27 protein-coding genes and 4 tRNA genes are annotated in these 21,901 nt (G+C 65.2%); 17 read left to right on the plus strand and 14 right to left on the minus strand.

The annotated features are described in order from the left end of the window. Positions 1-4 precede the first annotated feature (4 nt). A complete protein-coding gene (gene hemQ / locus G6N27_RS01385) occupies positions 5-700 on the plus strand; it encodes a hydrogen peroxide-dependent heme synthase (protein WP_163774641.1) in 696 nt (231 codons plus the stop codon). Positions 701-721: 21 nt separating this feature from the next. Further along, positions 722-1,474: a class I SAM-dependent methyltransferase gene (locus G6N27_RS01390; RefSeq protein WP_163774643.1), complete on the plus strand. Its 753-nt coding sequence runs from the start codon at positions 722-724 to the stop codon at positions 1,472-1,474. Positions 1,475-1,485: 11 nt separating this feature from the next. Here the strand turns inward: G6N27_RS01390 and msrB are convergent, their stop codons facing one another. From msrB to G6N27_RS01425, 7 genes are all read right to left on the minus strand, one after another. Further along, positions 1,486-1,902: a peptide-methionine (R)-S-oxide reductase MsrB gene (gene msrB / locus G6N27_RS01395; RefSeq protein ID WP_163774645.1), complete on the minus strand. Its 417-nt coding sequence runs from the start codon at positions 1,900-1,902 to the stop codon at positions 1,486-1,488. A 9-nt stretch (positions 1,903-1,911) separates the two neighbouring features. Continuing rightward, entirely contained in the window at positions 1,912-3,249 is a 1,338-nt protein-coding gene (gene aftC / locus G6N27_RS01400; RefSeq protein ID WP_163774647.1) for an arabinofuranan 3-O-arabinosyltransferase, read from the minus strand. Between the two features lie 70 nt (positions 3,250-3,319). After that, on the minus strand, positions 3,320-4,879 hold the full coding sequence (locus G6N27_RS01405; RefSeq protein WP_163774649.1) for an alpha/beta hydrolase: 1,560 nt from the start codon (positions 4,877-4,879) through the stop codon (positions 3,320-3,322). Positions 4,880-4,908: 29 nt separating this feature from the next. Further along, positions 4,909-5,694 carry a pyrimidine reductase family protein gene (locus G6N27_RS01410; protein ID WP_163774651.1) on the minus strand — a complete coding sequence of 262 codons (786 nt, stop codon included), beginning with the start codon at positions 5,692-5,694 and terminating at the stop codon, positions 4,909-4,911. Positions 5,695-5,760: 66 nt separating this feature from the next. Next, positions 5,761-6,261, minus strand: coding sequence for a GNAT family N-acetyltransferase (locus tag G6N27_RS01415; RefSeq protein WP_163774653.1), 501 nt, complete (start codon positions 6,259-6,261; stop codon positions 5,761-5,763). 46 nt (positions 6,262-6,307) lie between these two features. Continuing rightward, a complete protein-coding gene (locus G6N27_RS01420) occupies positions 6,308-6,814 on the minus strand; it encodes a hypothetical protein (RefSeq protein ID WP_163774655.1) in 507 nt (168 codons plus the stop codon). A gap of 45 nt (positions 6,815-6,859) precedes the next feature. Then, positions 6,860-7,342: an SRPBCC family protein gene (locus G6N27_RS01425; RefSeq protein ID WP_163774657.1), complete on the minus strand. Its 483-nt coding sequence runs from the start codon at positions 7,340-7,342 to the stop codon at positions 6,860-6,862. Positions 7,343-7,429: 87 nt separating this feature from the next. Between G6N27_RS01425 and G6N27_RS01430 the strand changes: the two genes are divergently transcribed. From G6N27_RS01430 to G6N27_RS01440, 3 genes are all read left to right on the plus strand, one after another. After that, positions 7,430-7,771: a DUF732 domain-containing protein gene (locus G6N27_RS01430; protein WP_163774659.1), complete on the plus strand. Its 342-nt coding sequence runs from the start codon at positions 7,430-7,432 to the stop codon at positions 7,769-7,771. A 14-nt stretch (positions 7,772-7,785) separates the two neighbouring features. After that, on the plus strand, positions 7,786-8,103 hold the full coding sequence (locus G6N27_RS01435) for a DUF732 domain-containing protein (RefSeq protein WP_232064827.1): 318 nt from the start codon (positions 7,786-7,788) through the stop codon (positions 8,101-8,103). A gap of 78 nt (positions 8,104-8,181) precedes the next feature. After that, positions 8,182-9,285, plus strand: a complete 1,104-nt coding sequence (locus tag G6N27_RS01440; RefSeq protein ID WP_163781178.1) for an LLM class flavin-dependent oxidoreductase — start codon at positions 8,182-8,184, stop codon at positions 9,283-9,285. Positions 9,286-9,302: 17 nt separating this feature from the next. Here the strand turns inward: G6N27_RS01440 and G6N27_RS01445 are convergent, their stop codons facing one another. Next, positions 9,303-9,602, minus strand: a complete 300-nt coding sequence (locus G6N27_RS01445; protein WP_163774661.1) for a hypothetical protein — start codon at positions 9,600-9,602, stop codon at positions 9,303-9,305. 348 nt (positions 9,603-9,950) lie between these two features. Between G6N27_RS01445 and G6N27_RS01450 the strand changes: the two genes are divergently transcribed. Continuing rightward, entirely contained in the window at positions 9,951-10,310 is a 360-nt protein-coding gene (locus tag G6N27_RS01450; protein ID WP_163774663.1) for an STAS domain-containing protein, read from the plus strand. A gap of 40 nt (positions 10,311-10,350) precedes the next feature. On the opposite strand, the gene G6N27_RS01455 is transcribed toward G6N27_RS01450, so the two are convergent. Next, positions 10,351-10,755 carry an STAS domain-containing protein gene (locus G6N27_RS01455; protein ID WP_163774665.1) on the minus strand — a complete coding sequence of 135 codons (405 nt, stop codon included), beginning with the start codon at positions 10,753-10,755 and terminating at the stop codon, positions 10,351-10,353. A gap of 489 nt (positions 10,756-11,244) precedes the next feature. On the opposite strand from G6N27_RS01455, the gene G6N27_RS01460 reads away from it, so the two are divergent. Beyond that, a complete protein-coding gene (locus tag G6N27_RS01460; protein WP_163774667.1) occupies positions 11,245-11,715 on the plus strand; it encodes a hypothetical protein in 471 nt (156 codons plus the stop codon). Positions 11,716-11,824: 109 nt separating this feature from the next. On the opposite strand, the gene G6N27_RS01465 is transcribed toward G6N27_RS01460, so the two are convergent. After that, complete coding sequence (locus G6N27_RS01465) at positions 11,825-11,965, minus strand: hypothetical protein (protein WP_163774669.1); 141 nt, start codon at positions 11,963-11,965, stop codon at positions 11,825-11,827. A 319-nt stretch (positions 11,966-12,284) separates the two neighbouring features. On the opposite strand from G6N27_RS01465, the gene G6N27_RS01470 reads away from it, so the two are divergent. Both G6N27_RS01470 and G6N27_RS01475 read left to right on the plus strand, forming a co-directional pair. After that, the gene (locus G6N27_RS01470) at positions 12,285-13,229 is read left to right on the plus strand and encodes a PE-PPE domain-containing protein (RefSeq protein WP_232064828.1); all 945 of its coding nucleotides are present in this window, start codon (positions 12,285-12,287) and stop codon (positions 13,227-13,229) included. A 200-nt stretch (positions 13,230-13,429) separates the two neighbouring features. Then, positions 13,430-13,759 carry a hypothetical protein gene (locus tag G6N27_RS01475; RefSeq protein ID WP_163774671.1) on the plus strand — a complete coding sequence of 110 codons (330 nt, stop codon included), beginning with the start codon at positions 13,430-13,432 and terminating at the stop codon, positions 13,757-13,759. On the opposite strand, the gene G6N27_RS01480 is transcribed toward G6N27_RS01475, so the two are convergent. The 4 genes from G6N27_RS01480 to G6N27_RS01495 form a co-directional block, all read right to left on the minus strand. Beyond that, positions 13,756-14,202 carry a hypothetical protein gene (locus G6N27_RS01480; RefSeq protein WP_163774673.1) on the minus strand — a complete coding sequence of 149 codons (447 nt, stop codon included), beginning with the start codon at positions 14,200-14,202 and terminating at the stop codon, positions 13,756-13,758. The genes G6N27_RS01475 and G6N27_RS01480 overlap by 4 nt on opposite strands. A 153-nt stretch (positions 14,203-14,355) precedes the next feature. Then, a tRNA-Val gene (locus tag G6N27_RS01485) sits at positions 14,356-14,430 on the minus strand. A 16-nt stretch (positions 14,431-14,446) separates the two neighbouring features. Beyond that, a tRNA-Cys gene (locus G6N27_RS01490) sits at positions 14,447-14,520 on the minus strand. A gap of 27 nt (positions 14,521-14,547) precedes the next feature. Further along, positions 14,548-14,620: transfer RNA gene (locus G6N27_RS01495), tRNA-Gly, on the minus strand. A gap of 169 nt (positions 14,621-14,789) precedes the next feature. Here G6N27_RS01495 and G6N27_RS01500 point away from each other — a divergent pair. The 8 genes from G6N27_RS01500 (at position 14,790) to G6N27_RS01535 (ending at position 21,900) form a co-directional block, all read left to right on the plus strand. Continuing rightward, positions 14,790-14,864 (plus strand) — tRNA-Val (locus G6N27_RS01500). 56 nt (positions 14,865-14,920) lie between these two features. Further along, entirely contained in the window at positions 14,921-17,467 is a 2,547-nt protein-coding gene (locus G6N27_RS01505; RefSeq protein WP_163774674.1) for a SpoIIE family protein phosphatase, read from the plus strand. Continuing rightward, positions 17,467-17,793 (plus strand): STAS domain-containing protein, encoded by a 327-nt coding sequence (locus tag G6N27_RS01510; RefSeq protein WP_163774675.1) that lies wholly within the window; start codon positions 17,467-17,469, stop codon positions 17,791-17,793. The genes G6N27_RS01505 and G6N27_RS01510 overlap by 1 nt, the downstream gene beginning before the upstream one ends. A 104-nt stretch (positions 17,794-17,897) precedes the next feature. Then, positions 17,898-18,365 (plus strand): lipoprotein LpqH, encoded by a 468-nt coding sequence (locus G6N27_RS01515; protein ID WP_232064830.1) that lies wholly within the window; start codon positions 17,898-17,900, stop codon positions 18,363-18,365. A 166-nt stretch (positions 18,366-18,531) separates the two neighbouring features. Next, positions 18,532-19,371 carry an MAP_0585 family protein gene (locus tag G6N27_RS25165; protein ID WP_332103101.1) on the plus strand — a complete coding sequence of 280 codons (840 nt, stop codon included), beginning with the start codon at positions 18,532-18,534 and terminating at the stop codon, positions 19,369-19,371. 110 nt (positions 19,372-19,481) lie between these two features. Continuing rightward, positions 19,482-19,844 carry a hypothetical protein gene (locus tag G6N27_RS01525; RefSeq protein WP_163774676.1) on the plus strand — a complete coding sequence of 121 codons (363 nt, stop codon included), beginning with the start codon at positions 19,482-19,484 and terminating at the stop codon, positions 19,842-19,844. Positions 19,845-19,900: 56 nt separating this feature from the next. Further along, positions 19,901-21,076, plus strand: a complete 1,176-nt coding sequence (locus tag G6N27_RS01530; protein ID WP_163774677.1) for an acyl-CoA dehydrogenase family protein — start codon at positions 19,901-19,903, stop codon at positions 21,074-21,076. Positions 21,077-21,111: 35 nt separating this feature from the next. After that, positions 21,112-21,900 carry an SDR family NAD(P)-dependent oxidoreductase gene (locus tag G6N27_RS01535; protein WP_163774678.1) on the plus strand — a complete coding sequence of 263 codons (789 nt, stop codon included), beginning with the start codon at positions 21,112-21,114 and terminating at the stop codon, positions 21,898-21,900. Position 21,901: the final 1 nt, after the last annotated feature.

Raw genomic sequence — 21,901 nt, forward strand, 5'->3', positions numbered from 1 at the left:
TCTCATGGCCCGCCTCGACTACGACGCCCTGAATGCCACCGTTCGGTATCTGATGTTCTCGGTGTTCTCGGTCCGCCCCGGCGTGCTCGGAGACGATCGGGGCGCGGTGATCGACGAGACCGCGACCTTTTTCAAGCAGCGCGAAGAACACGGGGTGGTGGTTCGCGGGCTCTACGACGTCGCGGGTCTGCGGGCCGACGCCGATTTCATGATCTGGACGCACGCCGAGCGCATCGAAGCGTTACAGCACACCTACGAGGACTTCCGTCGGACCACCGCGCTGGGTCGGGCGTCGACACCGGTCTGGAGCAGCGTCGCGCTGCACCGGCCCGCGGAGTTCAACAAGAGTCACATCCCGGCCTTCCTGGCCGGCGAGGAGCCGGGCGCTTACATCTGCGTCTACCCGTTCGTGCGGTCCTACGAGTGGTACCTGCTGCCCGACGAGGAGCGCCGCCGGATGCTCGCCGAACACGGCATGGCCGCCCGCGAATACAAGGACGTCCGGGCGAATACGGTGCCGGCGTTCGCGCTCGGTGACTACGAATGGCTGCTGGCGTTCGAGGCTCCGGAGTTGCATCGCATCGTCGACCTGATGCGGGAGTTGCGGGCGACCGATGCGCGCAGGCACACCCGCGAGGAGACGCCGTTTTTCACCGGGCCACGAGTTGCGGTGGAGCAGTTGGTCAATTCGCTGCCCTGACGCAGCAGAGGAGGGGACCTCATGACGACTCAGTTCGATCCGACCGATCCCGCCCGCTTCGAGGAGATGTACCGCGACGAGCGGGTCTCCCACGGCCTTCCGGCCGCCACACCGTGGGACATCGGCGGCCCGCAGCCCGTCGTGCAGCAGCTGGTTGCGCTCGGCGCGGTCAAAGGTGAGGTCCTCGATCCCGGCACCGGACCGGGTCACCACGCCATCTACTACGCGTCGAAAGGCTACTCGGCCACCGGGATCGACGGTTCGGAAACCGCGCTGGAGCGGGCACGGGAGAACGCGCGCAAAGCCGGGGTGTCGGTGAACTTCCAGCTCGCCGACGCGATGAAGCTCGACGGTCTGGACAACCACTTCGACACCGTCGTGGACTGCGCCTTCTACCACACCTTTTCGACCGAACCCGAGTTGCAGCGGTCCTATGCCCGAGCTTTGCACCGCGCTACCAAACCGGGCGCCCGACTGTACATGTTCGAATTCGGCGTCGGCAACGTCAACGGCTTCCAGATGCCACGGTCGTTGTCCGAGAACGATTTTCGCGACGTGTTTCCCGACGCAGGCTGGCAGATCACCTATCTGGGGCCGACCACGTATCAGGTCAACATGAGCTCAGAGAACTTCGACCGGATGCTCGAGCGGGCGCCTGAAATGGCGGAACAGATGAAGCCGATGATCGAACGGTTCCGCACCATGGAACCGTGGCTGACCAACGGCCGGGCGCACGCGCCGTTCTGGGAAGTCCATGCCACCCGTGTCGACTGATTTCGCGCCGCTCAGGAGCTCGCGGGCACCAGGCGCAGCGAGATCGAGTTGATGCAGTAACGCTGATCCGTCGGCGTCGGGTAGCCCTCGCCCTCGAAGACATGGCCCAGATGACTGTGGCAGTTGGCGCACAGCACCTCGGTGCGGATGGCGCCCATCGAATGATCGGGTCGCAGGATCACCGCGTCGGAGTCGGCCGGGTCGAAGAAAGACGGCCAGCCGCAATGGGATTCGAATTTCTCGGTGCTGCGGAACAGCTCGGCGCCGCACGCCCGGCACTGGTAGACGCCAGCGGTTTTGGTGTCGGTGTACTCACCGGTGAACGGCCGCTCGGTACCGGCCCGACGCAGCACGTCGAACTCCTGCGGGTTGAGTTTCTTGCGCCACTCGTCGTCGCTGAGCTGCACCTTGGGCTGAGAGGAAGTCATGCCTCCACGCTAGCTCGGATGGCGGTGACCCGCCGCGCCCGGCTCCGCCGCGCTTGCGATCACCGCGCCGCGCTGTTGCGAGTGCGTCAGCCACGACGGATCGATGCCGCCGTCCAGCCGGTTCTCGGCTTTGGCGTCGCGGTAGCGGAAGTACAGCACCGAGAAGACCACGATCAGCAGCAGCGACCAGCCGTAGGTGATCTTCAGGTATTCCAGCGGACGCCCGACGTACATCCAGTTGAACAGCAGCCAGCGGTCCATGGTCAGGAATCCGTATATGCCCAGCCACGCCACCCAGTTGCGGATCACCGAATTGGGCAGCACCACCGTCATCAGGAACGGGAACAACATCATCGAGTAGTAGCCCTGAGCCAGCGCCAGCACCAGCCATGACCACAGCAGCAGCACGCCCGACGATGTGGTGAACCAGAACAGCGGGTCGCGGGTGCGGTAGTAGCGGTACAACAGCCACAAGCTGCCAATCGCCAACAGCGTGAACAGAATTCGCAGCAGGTGGATCAGCCAGAACGGCAGTCCGAAATAGACACCGTTGCCTTCGATCGAGCTGTTGAAATAGTCACGGACGCCGAGCATGTAGGGCACGGTGCGGGTGATGAAGTCCCTCGGATGCACGACCAGGTGCCACGCCGCCAGGTTGAATGCCGCCGGCACCAGGAAGGCCGGTATCACCGCGCGCCACTGGCGGTTCAACAGCGGCAACAGCAGCAGTGGGCCCAGTGCCGGCTTGACCACCAGTGTCAGACCGATGGCGATGCCGGCCCACCACTGCCGGCTGGTCCGGCCGTCGAGCAGCCATCGCAGGAACAGCACCTCGAGCAGCAGGATCACGCCATTGATGTTGGTGAAAACGAGTGTGTTGGTGACAGATTCGGTGCAGAACATCGCCAGCAGCAGCGCCGGTGCCGCGACGGAGTTCAGCGTGAAGTTGAACATTCGCAGCAGCACGTACGCCGCGAGGACGATCGCGGCGCTGTTGATCGCGATGAACAGGTAGCGCGACTCCGCGAAGGGCAGATAGCCGAACGGCGCCATCATCAGCGTGCCGCCGGGCGGATACAGGTAGTGCGGGTCGACGTAGTCGAAATGCTCGTTGTAGATGTCCCAGCCGCGCCGGAAGTTCAGCACCGCGCGGTAGACCGGCTTGAAGTCGTCAGTGATGTTGCCGTTGGTGGTCACCACGATGGTGCGGTGGATAACCGCCAGGATGGCTATCGGCCACAGCACCGCGCGCAGGACGTTCGCGGTGTTCGGCACGGCGGTGCGGGGCGCGAACAGGGCGTGCACCGGGCCGCCACGAGGGGATTCGACTGCTGTCACGAGCGCCACTCCTTCTCATCCCTGCGCTCTGCATCGTCGTTGGCGCGTGTCACGAGCGAACCCTATAAGGCCCGAAGGATCAGGCGGGACAGTAGGTATCGGTCGACGGCAAGTTGCCACTGTCGAGGTAGCCGACCAATGGCGGCACCGCGCACGACGAATAGACGCTGGCGCCGTGACCGATGCCTTGCCACATCACCCGCTTGCTGGCCGCGGTCGCGTTGATGATGGTGGCAGCCGTGGCCGAGACGCCCTCCGACCCGACGATCGGGTCGTTCTGCACGCCCATCAGAAGCACGTTGACCTTGAGCACTTTCGGCGGTGGCGGCGGTTGGGTGCTTGGCCAGGAGACGCACTTGACCAGGCTGAGAGCGCCGATTGCGCCGAACTGCGGATAGAGCTTGGCCCAGGCGACGACCAGTTCGCGGATCCGGTCGGGCGTCGGTCGGTTGAGCGCGTCGCTGCAGGTGTTGACGAATTGACCGTCGGTGCCGCTGGTGGCCTGAGCCCGATTGATCAAGCTGGTCAGCAGGTTGGTGTCGCCCGACCGGGCGTTGGCCAGAGCGGTGGCGAGGTCGTTGGTGGTGCCGACCCGGTCGCCGGTCGGGAAGCCCAATGCGGTGTTGATGGCGCTGGCGAGGGTGGCCACCGACGCACTGGCAGGGCCGTGGCCGGCGCGGGCATCGTCGAGCAACGAGGACACCGCGGCCTTGGGGTCGGGGCCGAGCGGACAGTTCACCGCGGCGCACTGCTGCGCGAACGCGTCCAGTGCAGCCTGCTGCCCTTTGACCTTTTGCTCGGCGGCGGCTTCGGCGCCGACACCGAGGGCGACGGGGGAGTCGAGGACCAGCCGGGCGACCCGATCCGGGTGGGAGCCCGCGTAGGACAACGCCACCTGTGCGCCGTTGCCGATCCCGAGCAGGGCCAGCGCCGGCACATCCCAGGTGCTGCGCAGTCGCTCGAGGTCGGCGGCGGCGTGCGTGTTGTCGTAGGCGGAGTCGCCCGGGGCGATGGTGTCGGTGCAGCTGGTGGTGGCGTTCTGCACGATGTCGGCGAGGTTGGCGACCGGGTCGTTGCCGGACTGGAATTGCGCCTGATCGTGGATTTCCTGGCGGTCGAACTGGTCGAGGCAGTCGACCGGGCTCGATGAGCCCATGCCGCGACGGTCGACGGCGACGATCGGGTGGTTCTTCAGCACGTCGGCGCCGGCGCGGGCCAGCCAGACCGGCAACTGCAGCGACGACGGCAGGTCCGTACCGGTGGTGAACACCAGCGGCCCGGCGTTGTCCGGGGTCTGTGCCGAGCGGGCGCGCACCACGCCGATGGTCAGCGTCCCGGCGGCGCCGTTGACGGGATCGAGGTCGGCGTCGTAGCTGGCGCAGTCCAGCTTGACGCCGACTGGTGCGGGGACCGCGGCGTCACCAAATTCGCGCGTCGTGCAGTCGTGCCAGGGCAAGTCGTTCTTCGGCTTCGCGATCGGGGGCGGACCGTTGCTCGGCGCTGCCGTCGTCGGCTTTCCCTGCGGCCGGGCGCCGGCGTTGGTGGCAAACCGCGGGTTAGCGGCCAGTCCGGGCGCGCAGCCGGCCAGCAATGCGGTCGCCACGATCAACGACGTGGCGATTGCGGCGGGCCGGGTCATGCCGACAACAGTAGCCAAGGCTTCGACGGTCAGGTCTGACGCACGTAGCGCGTGTACAGGTAGCCGTCCTCGTCGGTCAGGACGTGGGCGCGGCGCATCGCGGTGAGCACCTGGCCGGCGCCGGTGGCGATCCGTCCGGCCTGACCGCCGACCAGGCTGGGTGCGATGGTCAGGCACAGGTCGTCGAGCAGATCGCGCTCGACGAACGAGCCGAACAACATCGGGCCGCCTTCGGTCAGCACCCGGTTCAGGCCGCGCTCGCCCAGCGCGGTCAACACGGCGGCCGAATCGACCTCACCGGGGTCGCCGAGCGAACAGTCGATCACGTCGGCCAGGCCGGACAGGGTGCGCCGGGTCTGGTCGGCCGCCGCCGCGCAGGTGCAGACCAGCGGCGCCACTTCGGTACGGGTGAAGACCGGCATATCGCGCTCCAGACGGCCGGAGCGGGTAACGATCGCCAACTGCGGGACTTCACTCTGCCCGCGGGCCTGACGGCGTCCCCGCTGTCCGACGGTGGGACGGGCGCCGGCGTAGCCCTCGGCGCGCACGGTGCCCGCGCCGACCAGCACCACGTCGGCGAGTTCACGCAGCAAAGAGAACACCGCCCGGTCGCCGGCTCCGCCGAGTTGACCGGACTTGCCGCCGAAGGTGGCGCCGCCGTCGACGCTGGCGATGAAGTTCGCGCGAAGCCAGACTCCGGCATGGTCCGTGGGATAGCTGTAGAGCTCGGGCAGATCGCCGCTGTCGAGATCACCTGCCGCATCGAGCAGCCGCAATTGCGCTCCGCCGGCATCATCAGCTGAAGGGTCAGCCATGCCTCTGATTGCAGCACGTCAACGGGGCGCCCCCACGCACGGGGTTGCTCGCGCTGAGTGTGGCGGTCAGCGCGTCGGCCGAACCATCACGTAGTCGTGCTCGATATGGGAGCCGACCTGAAAGGTCCTGGTACCGGTGACGGTGAAGCCGGCCTTCGAGTAAAACCGTTGCGCGCGTTCATTTTTCTGATTGACGCCGAGCCATATGTCGGCGACACCCCATCCGGCGGCGGCCGCCAGCGCGGCATCCATCAACGCCGTCGACACCCCCGAGCCGTGCTGGGCGGGCAGCACGTACATCTTCGACAGCTCGACACGGCCGTCGTCGTCGCGAATCAGCATTGCGTAGCCCACTATTCGATCGTCCCGTTTGGCGGCGAGGACGATTCGCTGCGGGTCGGCCAGGTATTCGGCGAACCGCTTGTCGGACAGGTTGGCCGCGATGAACGACGCGATGTCCGGTGGCGCGACGGACGGGGGACACGCCAGCGGAAAAGTGTGCGCGGCGACCGCGGCGAGCTCAGCGATGTCGATGGATTCGGCAGCGCCGATGCAGACTTTCGTCAATTGCCCGGCTTCTCCTCAGACCGTGCCGGTCTGCATCATCGCCGAGCTACAGATTCCACTGCGCCAGGTGATAACCCGTCTTCCGGTCCAGCAGCACGACGGTGGAGACCGGATCGCGGTAGGCCTCCCAGTACACGCCGCCGCGGACGATCGAACCCGCGGGCGCATTGGCCAGCGCGGCGTCCAGGGCATCGGGTGCGTCGGAAGGGCGCGACTTGTAGGCGTCGCCGAACGGCGTCACTCCATCGAAGGTGAAATCGGTGACCATCTGATGCGGGGTCGGCACGCGCACGGCGTGGATCGCCACGTCCGCGCGGACCACCGCGGAATTCGGATAACTCTTGACCGGTACGCCCACCCGGTTATAGCCGAAGCCCGGTGGCGGGTCGACTGGTTGGACGCTGCTGACGGTGACGTCCGCGATCATTTTTCCGGTGTCGACTCGCAGGGTGTCGCCGAGGTGACCGATCGGCGCATCACCGGCCGATGCGCGCGGAGCCGCGACCAGCGTTGCGGCGAAAACGGTAATCATCACGACCAGGCAGCGGCGCATCATCGCATGATGGCACACCGCGCGGCCGACGTTGCCGGGTTGACGCTAGGCCTTCGGGTAGCCGCGTCGCACCGTGCGGTCCAGGATGCCCAGCGATGCCCGCAAGGCGAGCTCGGAGATGACCGGGAAGATCCCGGCTGCTCGCCAGTGCTCGTCGATTTGCGACCAGTCGTAGAACGACGTCACGCGCGTGCCCTCGCCCTGCTCGTCGGGTTCGAGCCGGTAGCCGTAGACGTGGCCGATCTGGGGTCGGATCTGACCAAGAACCGTCCACGAGATCAGCCGGTCGAGCTCGAAATCGCGGATGGTGACCGTGACGTCGTACTTGCCCATCGGGAAGTCATTGAGAGACTCGCGGTCCATGTGGACGACGAAGCTGTCACCGGATGCGGCCACCGGGGAGCCCTCGGCGTCCTGCAGCATCCCAGACGAGTCGATGGCTACGTGCCCCTGCGGATCACACAGCACCGCGAAGATGTCGGCTGCGGGCGCCGCAATGGTGCGCTGGACTTCGATGATGTCGGCCATTCGTCCGATTCTGGCAGGGCGCCAGTGGCTATGTCGCACTTCGGGCGTAGCTGCGACAGCGGTGCGGGTCTGAGCGATGATTGACCGATGCGTCGCTTTTTGGTGCCGGTCGGCATCATCGCAGCACTGAGCTTCGCCGCGCCGGTCCACGCTGACCCCGACGCCGACCTGGATGCGAGCTTTCTCGATTCGCTGACCAGAGCGGGCATCACCATCAAGAGCAGACCGGGCGCGGTCAAAGCGGGCAAATCGGCCTGCGGGCTGATGGAACAGGGCAAGCCCGAACTCGACGTCATCCAGCAAGTCACCCGGCAGAACCCGGGTCTGGACACGACCAGGGCGGCGCAGTTCACCGCGATAGCGGCCAGTGCCTACTGCCCGCAGTACCTGCAACGCGCCGCCGGTCCCGCCGGCGGACCGAACCCGTGAGGCGTTTCCCGATATTGCTCGGCATCGTCGCGGCCCTGAGCTTCACCGTCCCCGCCCACGCCGAGCCGGCCAGTGACGCAAAACTGGATGCCAATTTCCTCGATGCGCTGCAGCGAGCGGGCGTCTCGTTCAACAACGGAGCCACCGCCGTCAACTCGGCCAAAGCGGCTTGCGCGATGATGAACCAGGGTCAGCCGGAAATCGATGTGATTCGCCGTGTGGCAGAACAGAATCCGGGGATCGACACGACCAGCGCTGCGAAGTTCACCGCGATCGCGGCCAGCGCCTACTGTCCGCAGCATCTGCAAGGCGCCGGCGGCAGCCAGAACTAGTCGTGGGAATATCGGGCAACAGGCAAGAGCAAGCCGGGGGCAGTGGTGAAAGTCGGTCTGGCGGCGCAAGCACTTCCGATGCGCTATTCGCCGATGGCAGTGACACGCAGTAGTTACCTCTCCGCGGTTGCCACACGGGCCGATTCGTTCTGGCTGGCCGACCATCTGAACTCGTTGTATCCGCGTTCGATGGCCAAACCGAAGTACATCGGCGCAGCCCGGCTGACCCCGAAGGTCGATGCCAATCTCGAACCGTGGACTGTGCTCGGACACCTCGCCGCACGAAATCGGTTGGGCCGTATGCGACTTGGGATCGGTGTGACCGACGCCGGCCGCCGCAATCCCGCGGTCACCGCGCAGGCGGCGGCGACATTGCACCTGCTTACCCGCGGCCGTGCGATCTTGGGTATCGGCACCGGCGAACGGGAGGGTAACGAACCCTACGGGGTCGACTGGTCCAGGCCGGTGGCGCGGTTCGAAGAGGCCATGGCCACAATCCGTGCGCTGTGGGACTCGCGCGGCGAGCTTGTCACCCGCGAGTCGCCGTTCTTTCCCTTGCACAACGCGGTTTTCGACTTGTGGCCGTATCGCGGTAAGTGGCCGGAGATCTGGATTGCGTCGCACGGACCGAGGATGCTGCGCGCCACCGGCCGCTACGCCGACGCGTGGTTTCCGGCCGCGGTGTTCTCGCCTGCCGAGTATGCGCGCCGGCTGGCCGCCGTGCGCACCGCCGCTTCGGATGCCGGACGCGATCCGACGTCTCTCGGTGCCGCTATTCTCTTCTTCACCGTGACCGGCCGTAGCCGCGACGAAATCGACGAAGCGCTCGAATCGACCGCGATGAAGACGTTCGCGCTGAACGCTCCCGCTGAATTGTGGAAGCGCCACAACGTCTCTCACCCGCTGGGCGACGACTTCACCGGATCCCAGGACATCATCCCGCAGATCCTCGACGAGGAGTCGGTGCTGTCGTACACGTCGAATGTGCCGCTGTCGCTACTGAAAGACGCATGCTTGCAAGGCACGCCGGACGAGATCGTCGAGCAGGTCGCAGAATGGCGCGATCACGGGCTGAGCTATCCGGTTCTGCTCAACCTGAGCACCCTGCAGCCCAGCCTTCGCCGAGGTCTGGCCGCCGGTAACCCGTTCGCCAAAGCCTTTCGCGGTATTCGCAAGTTGTGAAACAGCCTGCGCTGCTGTCAGATTCCGGACCAGACCCAATGCTGGCCGCCTTCGTCCCACCGCGGCTGCATCTGCTGGGCCCACGGTGGTGGAGGAGGAGGCGGTGGTACGTCGGCGGGTGCGTACGGCGGCGCGTAGGCCGGCCTGACGGAATACCAGTCCGGCGGCGCCGGCTGCGGGTGGCACTCGCCGGACCACACATTCCGCGACCAGGCGGGGTCGCAGGCCGCCGAGCTGACCGGCGACATGGCGACGGCCACAGCAGTCAGGGGGATAGACGTGACCGCGATGACGGCGGCCAAGCGGTGAACAAGCATTGCAGGCCTCTCGCTGGGACCCGGTGCCCGACTTCGGGCTCAGCTCAGACTATGCCCCGGTTGCCGGCCACGACAGCAAATGCCCGCACCAGGCCCCGTCGGCGTCCAGCGGCCAGTTAAACGGTGCATAACACTAGCGTTAACTCGGATTCTGGGTATTCTTGCGAACGCCGGGATTAAAGCAGTTTGATCTTGAAAACTCGTAAACCGTTCACGCGGTTCTCAACCGCTCGTCTAGTCAGCGTGTCGACGCAAAGGCGACTGCAGTCGGCTGTGGGCCCGGAATGAAGGTGATTTGTTGTGCTAGTGGAAGACCCAATTCAGGCTTCCATCGAAGACCATGACGGTGTGGCCGTTCTGTCGGTCCGCGGCGATATCGACATGGGCAGTGCGTCAGCCTTCAAGAGCGCGATTGCCGAAGCGCTGGCGAAGAACCCGGCAGCACTGGTGATCGACCTGCTCGGTGTCGAATTCTTCGGCTCAATTGGCGTCAGCGTCCTGCTCCAGGCGCACAAAAGGGTCAACGACGACGCTCGGTTCGCCGTGATCGCAGACCGTCCGGTAATCGCCCAGCTCACCCGGCTGCTGAGGTTGGACGAAGTCTTCGCACTCCACGAGACGCTCGCAGAAGCGTTGAACGCGCTGGAGATCCCGCCGCGTGGCAAGCGCAGGGCCGCTGGAGCGGCTGAGCGCAACGACGACGCGTGAGGCCCTGTCGGCGAGGGCTTTCAGTGTCCTCATCGAGCAATCAGCCGGTCGGCTCCCTCGGAATAGGATCCGGCGCTGCTATCGGCGGCTTGGCGTCCTTCGCCCAGCCGATCGCTTCCTCAACTGTCCCTTTGAGTGAGAGCAGGTCGTCCAGGTCGAGGCGTTGGATGATGCGGCTGGTCATCGGGCCTTGCGCTACGACTGAAAAGCAGCGATCGTCGCCAAACTCCAGCGCGGCCGTCACCAGAGCGCTGATCCCGACCGAGCCTATAAATTGAACCCCCAGTAGGTCGACAATGAGAGCCGGCGGTTCCTCGGCCAGAACCTCAGCGATCGCTCGATCGACGGCGGGGATGCTGGCGAGATCGATTTCGCCACCGATCGCGAGAACCGCGATCCCGTCGTGATACGTAACGGACGTGCTAACCAAATTGTTGCGCGACAAGGTCCACCACCTCCCACCGCTCACAGATGCGCCCATTTGAATCGTTCAATTTTTTAATTAAACAGTGTTTAATTAACAGGGGCGAAAGACTCTAGCGGCGTACAGAGCGAGCCGGCGGCGGGTCGGAGCCACCCGCAGGTCAGTGACTGCCCGAAGCCGGGGTTGTCGTCGGCCAGCGTTGTCCCCGATCGACGACTCAATCTGCGGCATCGTCCACGACGGGTCACGCAGCCAGCCGCGCTCGGTGTAAGCCAGGTCGCCAACAAAGTTGTTCGGGAAGTCGTCACGCCGTGGTTCGGCCACCGCGGCGTTCTGCCTCGGACCACCGACACCAATTTGAGTAGCGGACTACTGGCGCCGTTGCACCTGCTCCGCCGCACCATCGAACGGTAGATACGACCCCCAGCGCCCGAATCTACGTGTTACATCCGATGATCTTCGATTGCTCACGCCGCACCATCGAACCGTAGCCAGTGCCCCGACCCCCGAATGGGCGATCCAAAGGAGAAGAAAATCATGACAACACCTACTGGCATGGTGATGGCTGCCGGCGCCGCGTGCGCGGCCGCGCTGATCGGGCTGGCTCCCGCGGCCAGGGCCGACGAACCCGATCCGTTCCAGCTCCTTTTCGGCGACAGCGGAATCAACACCTGGACCCCCACGGCGGACGCCTATTTGGCCACCAACGATCCGACCCTGGCCGCCGACTTCGCCGCGAACGCCACTCACTTCGAAGGGCAATTTTTTCCCGACTATTTATTTGGTTCCGTCACGTTCACCGATCTGACGGACGCTTTGGACCCGAGCGCGTTTACCGCCAGCCCGTTTCTTGGTGGCCTTCCGGACACCGCCATTGGTGACTTGGCCGTGGGCCTTGATTACACGTTGTTTGCCAGCGGCCTGGGGTCGCTGGACGCTGAGCTCCTTGTCCTCCTGGGTGGGCTTTTCGGCGGTCTTTGACCATCGAATCGTCTGATCGCCCGCCAGCGGTTCGAGTTGGCAATGTGCGGCGCAGTTCCAATGAGGATCGGGACGCCCCTTGGATAGTAGGGGCGGCCCGATCAACTAGTCAGACGTGGACTGGGACGAGTCCGGTTCCCGATTCGTCGAGAGTTTTCGGGACTCGCCCGGCCACGGAGAAGACTTCGAGCATCGAGTCGATGTGCGCCCGGACCTCGGAGAGCTCAGATTCGGGGTAGGTAGTGGTCATCGAATCCACCCGTCCACCTCGTCAGCCGCTCTGATGAGCACCAATGATGCGGCGAGTAGCAGCGCAGCAGCGGCGGTTTTCATGCACGGAAGTTAGCGTCGTTTGCTGTCAACAATCTGCATGTGACGAGACGTGATGACCATCGAAAGCCTTGTCCGCCTTGGTGTTGACTGTGAGCAGGCTTGTATCTAAGAAACTCTTAGAGTAGATTGACCCTCCAACGCCCTCAGGCCAGTCGCAACTGCCAGAAAGATTGAGGGCCGAAATGAATAGCAATCGAAGCCGATGCATCAGGGGTGCAGCGGTGAACGGATATAGGTTGCTCGCGAAGGTTACCGCCGTCGCCATGTTCTTTGGCCTGGCTGGTGCGATGATCAATCAATCCGCCCGCGCCTACGCGGACGACTCGCTGGCTGGGAGCGACACGGCGCTCATCCTCGGCGGAAGCACCGAGCCGACGCCGTCGACCGAGGTCGCGCAGACCGTCGAGGATCTGTATCTTCACCCGCTGGGTTTCGACGGCGGCGCGATCGACTCCACGGTGTGCGACATGATCGGCACCGACCCCTGCGCCGCGCCGCTTCAGGTACTGACCACACCCGAACTGATCAACCAGGGTCCCAGTAGTCTCACCGGCGCGGACGACGTCGTCCTTGCCGTCGAGAACGAATTCAACGCCAATCCGGGCGCTTTCAACGCCGAGCACCCGCTGACGATCTTCGGATACTCGCAGAGCGCCACCGCCGAGTCGATCGCCATGACTCGACTCGAAGAAGCCGGCATCCCCAGCGACGATCTGCACTTCGTGTTCATCGGCGACCCCTCGCTGCCGGTCACCGGCGCTTGGTCCAACCTGGAGCCAGACCTGGCCTCGGTAGTCGGCTCGACTGAGGCGAACACTATTCTCACGGATTTAGGCATTGACGGCGTCCTTGGCAACGTGACGCCGAACGATCTGTACCCGGCGACCATCTACAGTCTGGCCACCGATCCGGTCCCCAACTTCCAAGGGGACTTCGCAACCCAGGGCCTGTCTGGCACGCTGCTGGACGTATTCGTCCACCTGGGTTACCTGGGGTTGACACCGACGCAAGTCGCTGACGCGACCACGTCGACCAACGGCGACCTCACATATGTCGACATCTCCGACAACATCAATAACTTCGACGCGTTGATTGGTACGATTGAGCATGGGGGTTTCAGCAGCGGATTCTTCGAGAGCGTATTCGAATCTCTGCAGCTGTATTTGACCAACATGTTCTGACCTGAGGCGATCAGGAAACGAGATCGACCGCTATGGTAGTGCGCTTCCGGTTCAACGGGACTTATGTTCGCTATCTGCGACAAGCCGGGTATTGCGAGGGCCGTGCTTGGCGTCCGACCGCTCCGAATATGTTTCTCACTGACACCCGCGACTTACCGGGTGCCATCTGCCCTAAACCCACTCCACGCTCCGATAAGCAGGTGACCCTGTATCGCGGGTGTGACTATCAGGGTCGGTTCGGTATGTCGTGGACTGATCTGCAATGGATCGCCCACGGTTGCGCACTGGAGGGGCAACGCACCCGTTCACCCCTCACGGCGGTGTATGCCTGTGAGGTTCCGCCCGATGCCCTGTTGGGTCATATGTACGGCAAGGACTGGTCTGAATATGTCGTGGACCCGGCGTATCTGAATGACGGCACTGTGCGTGAGGTGTTCCGGCTTTACCGCGATGGGGTTCCGGCGTCGGCACAGGCGGTTGATTCGGTCTATGCGAAGTTCGAAGAGAACATGCGGGTCGGAAGCGGTTAAATTCCAAAGTCCCTCTGCGGCTTAGTCTTTCGCTCTAAGTCCCGTTCCTGGTCCCTGTGAAACTTTGCGAGTGCGTCAAGCATTTCGTCACGTTCGCGCCGCTGATCTTCACGTGCTCGCCATCTGTCGTGACGACTCTGTATCAGGCGCATGCACTCGTCCGGATCGCGTTGCCAGATACGGGCAAGCTCGACGCACCGTGCACAGGCGTTGTCCTCGCAAAGGTCGAACGTCATTGGCAGGATGACGCGAACACGGGCACCGCAGGCCGCGTCCGTCGATCCGCACTCAAAATAACTCGGCTTTTTCTTCGGTGGCGTATCCGGTTCGGCGTCGAACACGGCATGCACACGTCCGTAGTCGCCGGGCAACTCCGGTTCGTCGTACCGACCCTTCACGTACTTTTCCAAGGCGGGGTGAGAGTTCGGAACCTTGTCACTCATGCGTTCAACGGTGCCCGACGTTGCCGACACCCTGCGGTCTCTTGCCCGGCGTGTCGGTTTCCGGTGACCGTCGTGGCGGTCCAGCTATTGCACGTTTATTGTCACGGGACCGGATTAGCTAGGCTAGATACAGCACTTGAGCAGCTCAAACAATGGTGCGCGATACTGGGATTGAACCAGTGACCTCTTCCGTGTCAGGGAAGCGCTCTCCCGCTGAGCTAATCGCGCCGGGGGGGTCAAAAACTGGAGGTGGAGACGGGAATCGAACCCGTGTGCACGGCTTTGCAGGCCGTTGCCTCACCACTCGGCCACTCCACCGCTGGATTGATGCCAGTTGCACCTTCGAGCGGATGACGGGATTCGAACCCGCGACCCTCACCTTGGCAAGGTGATGCGCTACCAACTGCGCTACATCCGCGCGCAACGGGCGAGATCGTCGCCCGGTGCGAAGCACGACGATAGTCCACCTGAGCGGGAGCGCACAAATTTCTCGGTATGACACGCCGAGCCGCTCTTGCTGCGAGGCAGGGCTTTCTGCGGCGATGGCTGCCCGTGCTAATCTTCGTCCTCGTTCGCCTCTCGGCACCGGTCTCGTAGCTCAGTGGAAGAGCGCCCGCCTCACACGCGGGAGGTCGCTGGTTCGAACCCAGCCGGGACCACCACAACATATTCGTCATCCACGCGAACACGGTCCGCTCGCCGCATAAGGTTTGCCCATATGTCACAGCGACCCGACCGGCGGCAAACGGTGAGTCAAACCGATGATCAGGCGGACCAGCTGCAAGCTGCCCGCGACCAGATCGAACAGCTGGTCCAGGTCATCGTCGAAATCGGTGCCGACCTAGACCTGGACCGCACGCTGCACCGCATCGTCAAAGGCGCGATGGCGCTCACCGGGGCGCGCATCGGAGCGCTTGGCATCCGCGGGGCCGACGGCAGCCCGGCCACTTTCGTCCACACCGGCATCGACGGCGACACGGCGCGGTTGCTCGGCGGCCTGACAGTCGGTGAGGGTCTTCGCGTCGATGATCTGCGCGCGCATCCCCAGGCCGCCGAGTTGAACGCACGCGCCAGCCGGATACGGGCGCTGCTCGCGGTCCCGATCACCGTCCGCGCAGCCGACTTCGGCGTCCTCTATCTGGCCGACGACCGGCCGGGGCGGGTGTTCTCGGATTCCGAGGACGGCACCGTGCGCGCGTTGGGCTCGGCGGCGGCGGTCGCGATCGACAACGCGCGGCTCTTCGAGCGGGAACGGGAAACCGCGAAATGGACCAAGGCCAGTCGTGAGATCACAATGGCGCTGTTGTCCGGCGACCCGCAGACGGGGCCGCTGCAGCTGATCGTGAACCGGGCGCTGGAATTGGCCGAAGCCGAGCAGGCGATCCTGCTGGTTCCGAGCGAGCCCGACCTGCCCATTTCCGAGGTGGACACCCTCGTCATCGCCGCCGCGGCAGGACGCTACACAGCGGAGGTGATCGGCCAGCAGGTTCCGATGGACCGATCCACCACGGGCGGCGTCGCCCGACGCGGGATACCGCTGATCACCGACTCGTTCCAGTATCCGATCGAGGGGTTCACCGATGTCGGCGAACGCCCGGCGATCGTGATCCCGCTGATCGCGGACGAGGCGCCGTTGGGTGTCATCGCCGTCGCCCGGAATCCCCAGCAGTCGGCGTTCGGCAATGATTATCTGGAACTGGTCAGCGATTTCGCCCGGCACGCCGCAATTGCGTTGGCGCTGGCGGCAGGTCGCGAACATGCGCTCAACCAGCAACTGGCTCAAGCCGACTCGGTCGATGACGCACTGCACGCCGCCGCCGAGGAGCTTCGGCGTCTGTGGCGCGCCCGTCGCGTCCTGGCGGTCACCTTTCCGACGCGCCGGCTCGTCACTGAAACCTTTTCGGAAGAACCGAATTTGGTGTCGGTCGGTGAGTCGACGCAATGGAGTGAACTGCCGCCTCAGACCAGGCGCATCGTCGAAACGTTGCGCGACGGCGCGTTACTCAACCCGTACACGGCAGCGCCCGGCGCGGCGGGCATCGCGTTGCAGCATCCCGAAGGCGTGCTCGTCGTCTGGATCGATCTGGCCGCGGAACGCCCCTTCGCCCTGGAGGATCAGACCCTGCTCACCGTGCTGGCCGGTCGTCTCGGCCAGGGTTTGCAGCGGGTTTATCAGGTCGACCAGCAGCGCGAGACCGCGCTGGCGTTGCAGGACGCGATCCTTGGCCCGGCTCATCTGCCGCGTGGGTTCGCGGTGCGCTACCAGGCCGCCACGCGACCCCTGCAGGTCGGCGGTGACTGGTACGACGTCGTGGACTTGGAGGACGGACGCATCGCGCTGATCGTCGGCGACTGCGTCGGTCACGGGCTCCCCGCGGCCACCGTCATGGGCCAGTTGCGCAGCGCCTGTCGCGCGCTGCTGCTCGAACACCCCAGTCCCCGAACCGCGCTCGCGGGTCTGGACCGATTCGCCGCACGGCTCCCCGGCGCCCGGTGCACCACCGCGGTCTGCGCGGTGCTGGACCCCGAGACAGGTGAATTGGTGTATTCCAGCGCCGGTCATCTGCCACCGATCCTGGCGAGCGCGGATGGCACTACCGAGACGCTCGACGACGGCCACACCATTCCGCTGGGTCTGCGACCCAACCGGCCCCGGCCCGAGGCGCGCACCATCATTCCCGGGCGCGCGATGTTGTTGCTGTACACCGACGGTCTGGTCGAACGTCGCCGCCATGCACTCGACGACGGCATTGCCCGAGTGCGTGACTTGCTACAGGACGGCCGAGGGTCGCCGCTGGACGAACTCGCGAACCAGATTATGTGCGGGCTGGCGCCGCAGGGCGGCTACCAGGACGACGTCGCACTGCTGCTCTACCGTCATCCCGCTCCGTTGCAGCTGGATTTCCCGCCCGATGTCAGCCAGCTGGCCGGCAGCCGTGCCGCGTTGCGCAACTGGCTGACGCGTGCCCAGGTGACGCCGCAGCAAGCTCACGATGTCCTCATCGCCGCCGGGGAGGCTGTCGCCAACGCCATCAAGCACGGTCACCGGGACAAGCCGGATGGCGTGATCACCCTGCGCGCGACCGCGCTGGCAAACGAGGTTCGGTTGACGATCGCGGACACCGGCGTATGGCGGCCTCCCCAGCCGGCCGCCAACCCCTACCGCGGTCGCGGCATCACGCTCATGCGGGCGTTGATGCACGACGTCGCGATCGACACCGAAAGCAGCGGAACCACCGTCCAGTTATCCGCGAGGATCACCTGATGCCCACATTGCTGACCCTCGACACGGCGCGGTCCAGCGACGGGAGGCTCGTATTGACCGCGACGGGGGAGATCGACCTCAGCAACGTTGACAGCTTCGACGACGCGCTCACCGCAGCCGTCGCCGAGACCGAAGCGGGCGGCGGGATGCTGACGGTCGACCTCAGCGGCGTGGAGTACCTCGACAGCGCTGCGGTCAACGCGATCTTTCCGCATGCCGACCACATCCGGCTGATCGCTCATTCTTTTCTGCTGCGCGTGTTCGACGTCAGCGGCCTCACCGAGCTGGCCGACGTCGAAGACGCTCCGCCACGACGCGAAAACTGAAGCGGCGCAACCGGCAGACCTTGTTGCGACGCCGCTGCGTCACAGGACGAGCGCGTATGGTCGCGAACGCAAGGCAGGGCATTTCGACGAGACGAAGGAGACCTGTGGCTAATCGCGGAATATTGATCGGAATCGCGGCGGCGGCCACTGTGGCCGCAGGACTGGCCGGCTGTTCGAGCAACAAATCCAACACCACAAGTCCACCGGCGACCAGCGGCAGCTCGGCAGCCGGCGGCACCAAGGTCCTCATCGACGGCCAGGCGCAGAACGTGACCGGGCAAGTCAGCTGCACCCAGGTCAACGGCAACACCAGCATCGGGATCGGTGATCCGACAACCGGTATCGGCGCGGTCGTGACGACCGCCGATCCGCCCGTGGTGCAGGCCGTAGGTCTGGGCAACCTGACCGGCGTCACGCTCGGCTACTCGGCCGGCGCACCGAACCAGGGCAACGCCCAAGCCACCAAGAGTGGCAACTCGTACACGATTAAGGGCACCGCGACCGGGGTAAACGCGGCCAACCCACAGCAAACGCTTACCAAGTCGTTCGAGATCGATGCCACGTGCCCTTGATGCGGGGATGTGCGTTGCCAACGTCGTTGAACGTCAAGCTCGGAAGGGGCTGACAGGTATGTATGTGAAGCACGTGGCGGGCGCGGCATTCGCTGCGGCCCTCGGCATGTCGGGACTGACGGTCGGCGTTGGTCTTGCTGCCGCAACTCCGTGGAAGTCGGCTCCGATGTGCGTCATCTGCGGACCAAGTCTTACCGGACCTGGGCTCGGGCCGTTCGCGGACGATCCGCACGGGCCCGGACCCGGCCCAGGGCCCGGACCTGGACCCGGGGGACCGGGTGGCGGTGGCGCACCGGGTGGTCCGGGTGGTGGTGCACCGGGTGGGCCAGGTGCTCCTGGTCCCGGTGGACCTGGCGGTCCAGGTGGTAACGGCCCCGGTGGCCCGGGGGGACCGGGCGGAGCTCATGAGCCCGGCGGACTCGGCAGCCCTGGTGGACCGAACGGGCCGGGCGGACCCGGTGGTCCCGGTGGTCCTCATGAACCAGGTGGACCGGGTGGACCTGGTGGCCCCGCAGGTCCTGGAGGCCCAGGCGGCCCCGGTGGACCTGGTGGCCCCGGAGGCCCAGGCGGTCCCGGTGGCCCCGGTGGTCCTCATGGACCGGGCGGTCCCGGCGGACCACCACCGCCGCCTTATGTTCAGCACGGTTTCTATGACCACGGTGGCCCGGAATTCGGCGGTCCGAAAGACGCGCCGCACGGCTTCAGCGCACCCGACCACGGCGCTCCGCCACCCCCGCCGCAGCGTGGGTTCGGCTGGAACGACGGGCCACCGCCCGGGCATCCGCCGCAGAACTGGGACGGGCCACCGCCTCCCGGCGGTTGGAACGGTCCGCCGCCTCCCGGCGGTTGGAACGCGCCGTGGAATGGTCCGGCGCGCGACATAGCTCGGGCGCAGGCCGATTACGGTGCCTTCAATTACGGTGGCTTCAACGCCATTCCGGTGTTCAACCCGCTCTTTGGTGGATGGGGCTTCTGGTTCTTCGGTACCTGGATTCCGCTCTACTGATCTGACTGCGCTGGTTGGCGTCGCGCCGTGGTCCGTGAGGGACTGCGGCGCGACGCCGTGCGCGGCCGGAAAAGAATGCATCCGCCGCGATTCTTGTGCAAGATGTCGGCGTGGCTATGTACCAGGGCAGGGCGCTCGCAGACATCAATCTCACCGGACATCCGTTGGGCGAAGCGCTCGAATTATTCATTTCTCGTCGCGACCCGAGCCTGGAGAACGTGCAGATCAGGCGGGCAACTCCGACCGGCGACGTCGAGACTCGGGTGCAGCCCCACAAGCGGTGGTACGAAGTCGTCTTCGAAGTTGACGACAAACCCGAGGACGACGAGGAAGACGAGGACGACGACACGTTCGAGGCGAGGAAAAAGAGGGCGGCCAAGGAGAAGGCTGCAGAGAAGGCACGAGTGAAGGACTGGCCGCCGCGCAACAGGGGATTGTTCCCACCAAGTGAGGCTTGGCCGCAAGATTCGTGACGCCAATCGGTTGTGATCGCCCATGATGTAGGGCAGCAGACCGAGAGGATGCCGTCATGGCCGACGTACTTGACCGGGTGATCGATCGCGCGCGGGGGATGCGCGAGCTGGTCCGCGCTGAAGCCGCGGAATCTGAACGGCTGCGGACGCTGTCACCGCGCATCGTCGAGGCGATGTGGGCCAGCGGGCTGATGTCCTCGTTCAATCCGGTAGCTGCCGGCGGCGTCGAGCCGTCGTTTTCGGAGATGATCGACACCTGGATCGAAATGGCTTGGCAAGACGGGTCTTTCGGCTGGATCGGGATTGCCAACCTGCCGTCGACGTTTGCGGCGGCCAGCTATCTTCCCGATGAGGGCTTCGCCGAGGTCTTCACCAAGAACGACAATCACGTCACCATCGGCGGCCAATATTTTCCCAACGGCCAGGGGACAGCGGTCGACGGTGGCTACCGATTGACCGGGGCATGGAATTTCGGCTCCGGCACCGGACACTCGGCCTACATCGGAGCCGGCTTCTTCCCGATGGACGACGGCGAGATGCGGTGGGTCAGCGAGGGCATCCCGGACATGCGTGTGGCGTTTCTGCCCCGCGCCGAGGTCATTTTCACCGATGGGTGGCATGTGCAGGGCCTCAAGGGAACTGGCTCCTACGACTACAACGTCACCGATGTTTTCGTGCCGGACTGCCGAACCATCCCGCTGTTCACCCGTGACGCTGTCCGCGGGAATTCGCCGGCCGGTCGGATGGGTCTGATGCCTGTCACCGCCGCCGGGCACGCTTCGTTTGCGCTCGGGGTCGCCAAGAGCATGCTCGACGACGTCGAGGAACTCGCCGCCACCAAGGTGCGGATGAGCGACATGGCGACGCTGGCCAGCCGTCAGACCTTCCAGAAGGGGCTTGCCCACCACGTCGCGGCGTGGCGGGCCGCCCGCCTGCTGGTGCTCGACGCCTTCGGAGTGGCCGAGTCCGCTGTCGAGTCGGGCGAGGAGTTGACGCCACGCTTGCGAGCGGACATGAGGCTGGCCGCGGTGTACGCCACCGACACGGCGAGAGCGGCCGCCGAGTGGGCCCACTTGGCGGCCGGCACCACCGCGATCCGCGAGGGTAGCCGACTCGAACGAGCGTTTCGTGACATTTACACCGGCACCCAGCATGCGTTCATCGGCGAAAAGGTCGCAATGGACGTCGCGCAGATCTGGCTCGGCCTCATCGACGACCAGTTCGGACTGTGATTGTCCCGCAATCGAACTCGTGAGAGGACCCGCTGATGGTCAACATCGACCGCGCCCGATCCCGCACGTTCGTCATCACAGGCGTCGCGTCCGGTATCGGTCTGGCGACCGCCGAACGTCTACTGGCCGAAGGCGGCAGCGTCGTCGGCGCGGACCTCGCCGCCCCACCTGATCTCGGCCCCGACTTCCGGTTCGTGTCGGCTGACGTGACCGACGAGGCCGCGATCGCCGCGGTGTTCGCCGCAGTGCCGGACCGCGTCGACGGCGTCATTCACTCCGCGGGCGTCGCCGGCGGCGGCCCGGTGCACCTGCTGGAGCGCGCCGAATGGGAGCGGGTGATTGCGATCAACCTCACCGGCACCTTCCTCGTCGCCAAAGCGGCGCTGGCCAGAATGATCGACCAGCCTCGCGTCGACGGCGAGCGCGGATCGATTGTGACGCTTGCCAGCATCGAAGGTCTGGAAGGCACAGCGGGTGGCAGCGTGTACAACGCAGCCAAGGGCGGCGTGGTGATGCTGACCAAGAACATCGCGCTCGACTACGGGCCGAGTGGTATCCGCGCCAATGCCATCTGCCCCGGCTTCATCGAAACACCGCTGACCGAAAGCGTTTTCGGCTTACCCGGAATGGAAGGCCCGAAGGCGTCAGTGACCGAAGAGCATGCGCTGCAGCGGATGGGACGACCGGAGGAGATCGCCGCCATGGCGGCCTTCCTGGTCTCGCGGGATGCATCCTTCGTCAGTGGGCAGGCCATCGCCGTCGACGGCGGCTATACCGCGGGCCGCGACCACGGCGTCGTTGAACTCTTCGGATTCCCGCGCTGAG

Source organism: Mycobacterium cookii (assembly GCF_010727945.1).
Lineage (GTDB): Bacteria > Actinomycetota > Actinomycetes > Mycobacteriales > Mycobacteriaceae > Mycobacterium > Mycobacterium cookii.

What these genes read in the sequence shown, in the direction of transcription:
- hemQ (WP_163774641.1), top strand. Translation starts at nt 5, where the DNA reads ATGGCCCGCCTCGACTACGACGCCCTGAATGCCACCGTTCGGTATCTG.
- G6N27_RS01390 (WP_163774643.1), top strand. Translation starts at nt 722, where the DNA reads ATGACGACTCAGTTCGATCCGACCGATCCCGCCCGCTTCGAGGAGATG.
- msrB (WP_163774645.1), bottom strand. Translation starts at nt 1,902, where the DNA reads ATGACTTCCTCTCAGCCCAAGGTGCAGCTCAGCGACGACGAGTGGCGC.
- G6N27_RS01405 (WP_163774649.1), bottom strand. Translation starts at nt 4,879, where the DNA reads ATGACCCGGCCCGCCGCAATCGCCACGTCGTTGATCGTGGCGACCGCA.
- G6N27_RS01410 (WP_163774651.1), bottom strand. Translation starts at nt 5,694, where the DNA reads ATGGCTGACCCTTCAGCTGATGATGCCGGCGGAGCGCAATTGCGGCTG.
- G6N27_RS01420 (WP_163774655.1), bottom strand. Translation starts at nt 6,814, where the DNA reads ATGCGCCGCTGCCTGGTCGTGATGATTACCGTTTTCGCCGCAACGCTG.
- G6N27_RS01425 (WP_163774657.1), bottom strand. Translation starts at nt 7,342, where the DNA reads ATGGCCGACATCATCGAAGTCCAGCGCACCATTGCGGCGCCCGCAGCC.
- G6N27_RS01430 (WP_163774659.1), top strand. Translation starts at nt 7,430, where the DNA reads ATGCGTCGCTTTTTGGTGCCGGTCGGCATCATCGCAGCACTGAGCTTC.
- G6N27_RS01440 (WP_163781178.1), top strand. Translation starts at nt 8,182, where the DNA reads ATGCGCTATTCGCCGATGGCAGTGACACGCAGTAGTTACCTCTCCGCG.
- G6N27_RS01445 (WP_163774661.1), bottom strand. Translation starts at nt 9,602, where the DNA reads ATGCTTGTTCACCGCTTGGCCGCCGTCATCGCGGTCACGTCTATCCCC.
- G6N27_RS01460 (WP_163774667.1), top strand. Translation starts at nt 11,245, where the DNA reads ATGGGCGATCCAAAGGAGAAGAAAATCATGACAACACCTACTGGCATG.
- G6N27_RS01465 (WP_163774669.1), bottom strand. Translation starts at nt 11,965, where the DNA reads ATGACCACTACCTACCCCGAATCTGAGCTCTCCGAGGTCCGGGCGCAC.
- G6N27_RS01480 (WP_163774673.1), bottom strand. Translation starts at nt 14,202, where the DNA reads ATGAGTGACAAGGTTCCGAACTCTCACCCCGCCTTGGAAAAGTACGTG.
- G6N27_RS01505 (WP_163774674.1), top strand. Translation starts at nt 14,921, where the DNA reads ATGTCACAGCGACCCGACCGGCGGCAAACGGTGAGTCAAACCGATGAT.
- G6N27_RS01510 (WP_163774675.1), top strand. Translation starts at nt 17,467, where the DNA reads ATGCCCACATTGCTGACCCTCGACACGGCGCGGTCCAGCGACGGGAGG.
- G6N27_RS25165 (WP_332103101.1), top strand. Translation starts at nt 18,532, where the DNA reads ATGTGCGTCATCTGCGGACCAAGTCTTACCGGACCTGGGCTCGGGCCG.
- G6N27_RS01530 (WP_163774677.1), top strand. Translation starts at nt 19,901, where the DNA reads ATGGCCGACGTACTTGACCGGGTGATCGATCGCGCGCGGGGGATGCGC.
- G6N27_RS01535 (WP_163774678.1), top strand. Translation starts at nt 21,112, where the DNA reads ATGGTCAACATCGACCGCGCCCGATCCCGCACGTTCGTCATCACAGGC.